Source organism: Flavobacterium sp. UM26, from assembly GCF_057922445.1.
Genome location: NZ_JBVHCY010000018.1, coordinates 1 through 8,020, shown reverse-complemented (window position 1 = coordinate 8,020; position 8,020 = coordinate 1). Strand labels below are relative to the sequence as shown.

General features: G+C 31.0%; 9 protein-coding genes. All 9 read left to right on the top strand.

What is annotated here, in order from left to right:
• Positions 1–1,180: 1,180 nt before the first annotated feature.
• The 9 genes from ACZ1AQ_RS15040 to ACZ1AQ_RS15000 all read left to right on the top strand — a co-directional run bounded on the left by ACZ1AQ_RS15040 (position 1,181) and on the right by ACZ1AQ_RS15000 (position 7,722).
• A complete protein-coding gene (locus tag ACZ1AQ_RS15040; protein WP_489633684.1) occupies positions 1,181–1,786 on the top strand; it encodes a peptidylprolyl isomerase in 606 nt (201 codons plus the stop codon).
• A 154-nt stretch (positions 1,787–1,940) separates the two neighbouring features.
• Positions 1,941–2,477 (top strand): type II secretion system protein GspG, encoded by a 537-nt coding sequence (locus ACZ1AQ_RS15035; RefSeq protein WP_489633683.1) that lies wholly within the window; start codon positions 1,941–1,943, stop codon positions 2,475–2,477.
• A gap of 143 nt (positions 2,478–2,620) precedes the next feature.
• Entirely contained in the window at positions 2,621–3,232 is a 612-nt protein-coding gene (locus ACZ1AQ_RS15030; RefSeq protein WP_489633682.1) for a hypothetical protein, read from the top strand.
• A gap of 176 nt (positions 3,233–3,408) precedes the next feature.
• Positions 3,409–3,798 (top strand): DUF4279 domain-containing protein, encoded by a 390-nt coding sequence (locus ACZ1AQ_RS15025; protein WP_489633681.1) that lies wholly within the window; start codon positions 3,409–3,411, stop codon positions 3,796–3,798.
• A gap of 184 nt (positions 3,799–3,982) precedes the next feature.
• A complete protein-coding gene (locus ACZ1AQ_RS15020) occupies positions 3,983–4,600 on the top strand; it encodes a hypothetical protein (RefSeq protein WP_489633680.1) in 618 nt (205 codons plus the stop codon).
• A gap of 202 nt (positions 4,601–4,802) precedes the next feature.
• Entirely contained in the window at positions 4,803–5,408 is a 606-nt protein-coding gene (locus tag ACZ1AQ_RS15015) for a hypothetical protein (protein WP_489633679.1), read from the top strand.
• Between the two features lie 232 nt (positions 5,409–5,640).
• Positions 5,641–6,003 (top strand): hypothetical protein, encoded by a 363-nt coding sequence (locus ACZ1AQ_RS15010; RefSeq protein ID WP_489633678.1) that lies wholly within the window; start codon positions 5,641–5,643, stop codon positions 6,001–6,003.
• 163 nt (positions 6,004–6,166) lie between these two features.
• A complete protein-coding gene (locus ACZ1AQ_RS15005; protein WP_489633677.1) occupies positions 6,167–6,703 on the top strand; it encodes a hypothetical protein in 537 nt (178 codons plus the stop codon).
• 149 nt (positions 6,704–6,852) lie between these two features.
• Positions 6,853–7,722, top strand: coding sequence for a WD40/YVTN/BNR-like repeat-containing protein (locus tag ACZ1AQ_RS15000; RefSeq protein WP_489633676.1), 870 nt, complete (start codon positions 6,853–6,855; stop codon positions 7,720–7,722).
• Positions 7,723–8,020: the final 298 nt, after the last annotated feature.

The following is an 8,020-nucleotide window of genomic DNA, read 5'->3' as shown; positions in this document are numbered from 1 at the left end:
CACACGCTACAACGGATTTGGGCAATTGGCTTAATTTAAAAATGGTCTTGTATTTGAAAGATTTGGCAAATCCGAAGAGTGGTCTTAATTTAGTCCCAAACCCGCTGTAGCGCGAGAACGTTACAGGAGACTTGTGCCGAAATTACGCAGACAATTTCAATTTGAAATTAAGCATTTGTTTCCGCAAGAAATTGACAAAGCAGAAGCGTGAAAATTGGAATGTGCCAACAGAAACGTAAAATATTGAAACTTGGAAAACAGAAGCGTGAAAATCGGAATCTGACAGTGGAAACGTGAAAAATTAAAACTTGGACAGCTGAAGCGTGAAAATTGGAAGTGTGAAAATTGGAATCAGCAGCTAACAGAAAACCGAAAAGTAGCTATAATTTGAACGATAAATAAACAATAACAAAGTGAAAATTACTAATCGAAAAACAGAAGGGTGAAAATTGGATTTTGCCAACAGAAACGTGAAAAAATTGCGGTTTAATGGTAATTTCGACAAAACAAGCCTCCTGTAACACACGCTACAAGCAAGCTGGGCAATGGGTTTAATTTGAAAATAGTTTGTGTTTGATACATTTGTTTTTAACCGAAAGTTTACGCATCTTTAATCCCAGCCTGCGTGTAGCGCGGGAACGTTATAGGGCAGTTGAGCCGAAATTACGCAGACAGATCCAATTTGAAAATAAACAGTTGTTTCCGCCGAATGTTTTCAAAGCAGAAGCGTGAAAATTGGAAGCGCTAACAAACGTTGGAAAATCGGATTCTAACGACAAGCAAACGAAAAACTGATGTGTGAAAATCGAACTTTGCCAACAGAAGCGTGAAAAGCAGAAGCGTGAAAAGTAGAACTTGCCAAGAGAAACTTGAAAAGCAGACTTTAAAGAAAGTGAACAGGAGAAGCAAACCTATAATTGAGGCTCTCCTACTCTAACGGGAAAAAGTGTGAAAGCTTGAACTGGCCAACAGAAGCGTGAAAAATTTGCGGTTTAATAGTAATTTCGACTAAACAACCGCCCTATAACACACGCTACAAGCAAGCTGGGCAATTGGCTTAATTTGAAGATAGTTTGTGTTTGACAAATTTGTTTTTAACCGAAAGATTACGCATCTTTAATCCCAGCCTGCGTGTAGCGCGGGAACGTTATGTGTTACTTTTAAAAAAAAAAGACCTGAAATGAGAAAAATATTTGCACTTATAATTATTGTTTTTTCGTTTGAATCCTATTCTCAAACAATTAAAGAACAACTAAAACTAATAACAACAATAGAAGATGCTAAAAAATTTGCGACAGAAAATCCAAATCTTGAAGCGGAACTTTTGAATATACATCCTGAAATTGAAACGGATAATTTTTCAACTAAATTGACAGAATTAAAAATAGGAGAAATCTTTTCAGATTTGGATTTTACTTACAAAATACTATTTGAAACAGACGTAAAAGCTTTTCGAGTAAGTTATATTTTTCTTGACGCAAGTAAATTATCGCTTAAAGAAATTGAAAAATTAAGAACTCAAATATTGAAAGATTATAAAAATGGAATTCCATTTACTGATTTAGCAAATAAATACACAATGGACAGTAGTAAAAATGGAGATTTAGGATGGTTTACTGAAGGAATGATGGTTCCAGATTTTGAAACAGCAATAAAAATACATAAACTAAATGAAATTTTTAAAGTTGATGTTCCGAATAATAAATGGTATTATGTCGTTTTGAAAACATTTGACGACAAACAAATTAAAGAATTAGGAATATTAAAAATAAAAAGCAACACATAACAGCAGTTACACGAGATTTGGGTTTCGGTCATCAAATGAAAGTTGATTTTGTGTTTTAAAGTTCAGTCTTTAACCGAAAAATAAGGCGTACTTTTTCCCAAACCTCGTGTAGCTGCGAAACGTTACCTGTTATTGCAAACGAAATTCACCGTAAATGGAAAACATTCAAAATATAAATAACATCAAGAAAACAACACCTCCATACAAATTAGGCTATTTAGGACTATTCCCTCTTGTTGGCTTTTTCATTGGAATTGGACTTACTTTGTATGGAATATTTAGATACAAAGACCGAAAATTAACTGTAATTGGAATAGCTTGTATGCTTTTTACGGTTTTTGCTTATTGTGCTTTATTTCTTTTTGGGAATTACTCTGGTTTAGATAAAGCTAAAGAACAAATAGCACAAACACATTTAAATTCACTAATTAAAGATATTGAATATTATAAAAATCAAAACGGAACATATCCTGATAGTTTAAAACAATTAGAAAATAATAATGAAATAGTTTTTATAAATGACCCGACGCAATCAGAACTTGGAAATGACTATTACAATTATAAAAATCTAGGAGAAAATTACATACTTTTTTCTTCAGGGAGTGACCAAACCCAAAATACCCCTGATGATTTGTATCCGCAAATAAAAAATTTAAAAAATGTGGGTTGGATAAGAAGCAACAACAGGTAACACACGCTACAAGCAAGCTGGGCAATTGGCTTAATGGAAAAATTGGTTTGTATTTGGAAGATTTGGTAAATCCGAAGAATGGGCTTAATTTAGTCCCAGCCTGCGTGTAGCGCGGGGACGTTGGCAGTAATAAAACCGAACTAATGAAGAAACTAATTTGGCTATTTGCATTAATTTTAATTAACTGTTCATCTAATGAAAACGAAATTAAAAACATTGAATTCTTGTCTTATAGTTGGAATGTTGAAACGCCTATAAATAAAGTTAAACCAAAATTTAAACTAGAATGCGAAATATATTCAGCAATAGACAAAAATGGAAATAACAAAACTTATTCTTGTAATTACCATCCAAATAAAACAGAAGAATATTTCGAATCAACTGTTGACAAAAAAATAATTGATTCTTTAATTCATCATACAAATAAGCTCACTAAAAAGTCTAAAAGTCAAATTAATTATCTTGCAAATATTGGGTGTATAAAAGCACCTCCATTTTTAAGAATTAAAATTAATTACAAAAACGAAACTTCAAAAACATATTACTACAATTTTATTGAAGATGATAAAGAGTATTCATCAATTATGAAACTATATACCGCGTTACAAAAAAACATAATTGAAGAAAATTACAGTAAAATAAAGGACAATTCTGATTTGAAAATTAATAAGGACGAATTTATAAAATATACAATTAACGAGGACACTTTAAACTTTCCGAAACCAAAAATAATAGATTTTATACCGCAAGGTTAAATGAAGAAATTACTACTGCCAACACACGCTACAAGCAAGCTGGGCAATGGGCTTAATTTGAAAATAGTTTGTATTTGAAACATTTGTTTTTAACCGAAAGATTACGCATCTTTAATCCCAGCCTGCGTGTAGCGCGGGAACGTTAGCGGTTATGTTGAAAGAACCAATCGGAAAAGATGAAATATTATAGATTACAAATTGCGTGCAAAAACAATTTTGAAACTTATTCCAAAATAACTGAAATTCTTGGAGTAAAGCCAACGGAATTTGATACCGAAAAAAAAGATGAAAATTTTTATAGTTTATGGAATTATACTTTTGATGAAGATGACCTAGAAACACCGTATTATGATTTCATAAATAATTTTTTAGATATAATTGAACCAAAATTTGCTGAACTAAAACAAATAGGAATTAAGAAAAAACATATAACATTCTGGCTAAACTATGAATATGATCAACAATGTGGACTAGAATTCAATCCGAAAGAAATGAAACGGTTAGGTAAAAGTGGAATAACAATGTGTATAGATTGTTGGCAAAAAAACTCAACAATTGAATTCTAAAAGTAAAGAAAAACACAACCGCTAACACACGCTACAAGCAAGCTGGGCAATAGGCTTAATTTGAAAATAGTTTGTGTTTGATGCATTTGTTTTTAACCGAAAGATTACGCATCTTTAATCCCAGCCTGCGTGTAGCGCGGGAACGTTAGCGGATAGTTTGGGGCGAAACTGCAAATAAGAAAAAATGAAATTAAAATTAACTTTAATAATTCTTACCATACTTCAACTCTCGTGTAAAAACGATACTGAAAAGCAAATTAAACCTTCGAATATTGGAAATCAGAAAGTTGAATCACAGAAGAAAAAAACTATAGGATTTGATTTTGAAGCATTCAAAATTTCAAAAGGACAAATAGGCGAAATAAAAGTTGGAATGAATATTTATGATGCTGAAAAAAAACTGAGCGGTTTAACCAAAAAAGAAGCCGAAGCATATGATTTTGGTTTCGATGGTGGTGGAAAAGCATATATCTATTTATTGGAAAACGAACCTGTTTTAGCACTTGTGCCTAAAATGGATTCTGAAGAAATATTAGTCATTATTGCATTAAGTAAAAACCTAAAAACAGATAATGGCCTAAATCCTAAATCTAAAGTTAAAGAAGTTCAACAAAAATATCCAAATATTGAAATAAACCAAGATTTAATGATGAATTGGGAATATATATATGATGAAAACAATGATTGGATTTTTGTATTTATGACAGACGAAAATAACAGAATTGGAGATTACAAAGAAATTGAAATGCCAACAAAACCGAAAAGAACTGAAACTAAAATGGATTGGATTACTATTAAGTAAAAAACCATCCGCTAACACACGCTACAAGCAAGCTGGGCAATTGGCTTAATTTGAAGATAGTTTGTGTTTGATGCATTTGTTTTTAACCGAAAGATTACGCATCTTTAATCCCAGCCTGCTTGTAGCGCGAGAACGTTATGTGCCATAAAACCTAACATTCACGCTAAAACATTCTAAATATTAATCTCAAAATTCAACAACTTTGATAAAAAACCTACTAATTACAGGATTGATATTTCTTGGATTTATTTATGATGGATTTTCTCAACAAATAAAGCAGAATCCAAATATTAAAAACGAATCTAATTTGCATCTTCAGTCTAAAAATGCTCCTAATAGAATTACTGATGTTATTGGTGCAACATATTGCTTTGGAACTATAGATGACGTTTCTATGATACAAATTAATAAAATTGGAATTTCTAAAAATAAATTGAAGGAATTAGTTCAATGCACGGCAGGAGATTTTGATGGAAATGGATACCTTGACTTTGTAATTTGGGGAATTGATGCAACAAAAAAAAATAAAGACAATATCCAATGGTCGGATGGTGAGAATTATGTTGTCTTGTTTTTTGAGAAGTCAAAAATTGTTAGAATTAAAAAAATAAAAACAACACCAGGTTTTTACTTAGTGCATTATCCTCCTCGAACAAAAAAAGGAATTAATGGAGAACCCACAACGGCTAAAGACGCTTTATGGACTTGGGGAGAAACTGATGGTTATGATGATTATTCAAAAGGAAAAGTGTATGTTTTTGACTCAAAAACGGAAAACTTTAAAATAATTGAATTTGGGAAGAAATAATACGAAAATTTACGGCACATAACACACGCTACAAGCAAGCTGGGCAATTGGCTTAATTTGAAGATAGTTTGTGTTTGATACATTTGTTTTTAACCGAAAGAATACGCATCTTTAATCCCAGCCTGCGTGTAGCGCGGGAACGTTATAAGCAAGCCAACCAAAAATGACGCAAACGGATAAATGAACTAATCAATCTAAATCATTTTGAAGAAAATCAATACTAAAAATTAAAATGAGTAAAAATATTAAGCCTCCAAAAAGTACACTTAAAGAGAAAATCTATATTTTTTTCATTATTCTTGGAATGTCAAGCATTATATATTTTATAGCAACGAGTTTAAGAAATGAGGAATTGCAAAATATTGAATTTATAAAACGTGATTATGAAATCACACGTGGAATCATTACTAAAAAATCTGTTCATAAAGGCAGACATATTACAGTCGAGTATAAAGTTGAAGGGAAGTTATATAAAGATAGTGATGGGTTTAATGAAAAGGACAAAATTCAAGAAGGAGATAGTGTTTATGTCAAATATTCCAAATCAAAACCTGAATTAATGATAACTGAATTTAATGACGAATATAATAACTAAATATGGCCAGCTTATAACAGCCGTTACAAGAGATTTGGGTATTGGGCTGAATAGAAAGTTGGTATTGTACTTGGAAAATTTGTGCATAATGGAAAAATAACGCATCTTTAGTCCCAAACCTCGTGTAGCGGCGGGACGTTGGCAGTAATTTTAAAAAATCCGAATGAAAAAGACATTTATCTTATTATTTACATTTTTTTTATTTTCTTGTAGTTCAGAATTTAAAGTAATTGAAAAACCGACAGAATATACTGAAATAATAAAATGCAGACAAATAGTTGGTGCTAAATTCTCTGAAAATGGAGATTGTTTTATGTGCTTACAAAATGTCAAAAGATTTACTCCAAATCTTGAAGAAATTAAAAATGCAGAAAATATATTGCGGAAAAATATTCGAGAAACTAATTCAAAAAAAATCAATCAAGGAAATGGTTGTCCAATAATTCATAATAACTTAAATAAATACAGAAGACAATATTGGGGTTATTATAACGAAAAAAAAGAAAAAGTAATTTATGTAACTTTTAATAAAAACAAGCTCAAACTTATCGAAAAGTTGAAAGGATTTCAAAATGCTGAAAGTGATAACTGGAAAAAAGAAAAAGAAAGTTGGTTTGACGGTTGTAGTAATCACTGGGAAGTAAAAATCAACTTAAAGACAAAAGAATTATTCGAGTTTGGAGTTAACGGAATTGGATAAAAAAACTACCGCCAACACACGCTACAAGCAAGCTGGGCAATTGGCTTAATTCGAAAATAGTTTGTGTTTGATACATTTGTTTTTAACCGAAAGAATACGCATCTTTAATCCCAGCCTGCGTGTAGCGCGGGAACGTTGTGCGTAATATTATGAAAAACGAGATGAAGAAAATATTGCTACTTTTTTTATTGTTAAATTTAGGATGCAATGATAAAAAACATATAACAGACTCAAATACTAAACCTTCAAAAAAGGAAAATAGTAGTGAAGAAAGATACATTACAAATATTACTGATATTTCAAAAGATTCAGTTATTGCTTGTAATTATATTTCTGGATTAATGTATTCAACAAATGGTGGAAAAAATTGGAAAGATTTTAAAACATCCTTAATGTTTAAAGATATAACTTTTACTGATAAAAAAAATCTAGTTGGAATTGATAGTTGGATAGGAATTCACGAGTCGGATTATTCTCGTCTTCATATTTCAAAAGATTTTGGAATTTCTTGGGAAACAATAACTTTTGACACCCAAAAATTTTTCCCTGTAAAAATAATATCAAATCCCAAAGAGCAACTTTGCGTGCTTACATTTGAAAATAAAATTTACAAACTTCAAGGAACAGATTATGAAAAAGATTGGGTATATGTAAAAACTATACCAGAAACTGAATACACTAGAGACATAATTGATTATCCTTATGGTTTAAGTGACAACCTTAAGCTTTATAAAAAAGAGCATAATAAAACTGATACATTAGTTCATTTAAATTTATGCAGTGAAGTTCGAGAAATATTACAAAAAGATAATATTGTACATATTTCAGGAACTGGAACAGAAAAGGAAACAGGGAAACAATATGGTTATTATGGACAATTTATCAATGATAAAACATTGAAACAATATAAACTTCCAGGCTGGTTCACAAATATTAAGAAAACAAATTTTAATGTATATATAATGTGTGAAAATGGACTGTATATTGAAAGAAATGGAAAAATCGAACGATTGTACTGAAAAAATACTACGCACAACACACGCTACAAGCAAGCTGGGCAATTGGCTTAATTTGAAAATAGTTTGTATTTAAAGCATTTGTTTTTAACCGAAAGATTACGCATCTTTAATCCCAGCCTGCGTGTAGCGCGGGAACGTTATGTGTAATGCCAAACCAAAAATATGCTAGAAAAAATCCCCAGAGACATTTGCTTAATTAAATATCGAAAATTTCCACTTAGAGATTTCGAAAAAGATGAGGAAGTTTCTTTTTACCCTGAAACATATTCACATAATTGGTTTGAACTGGAACACAAAT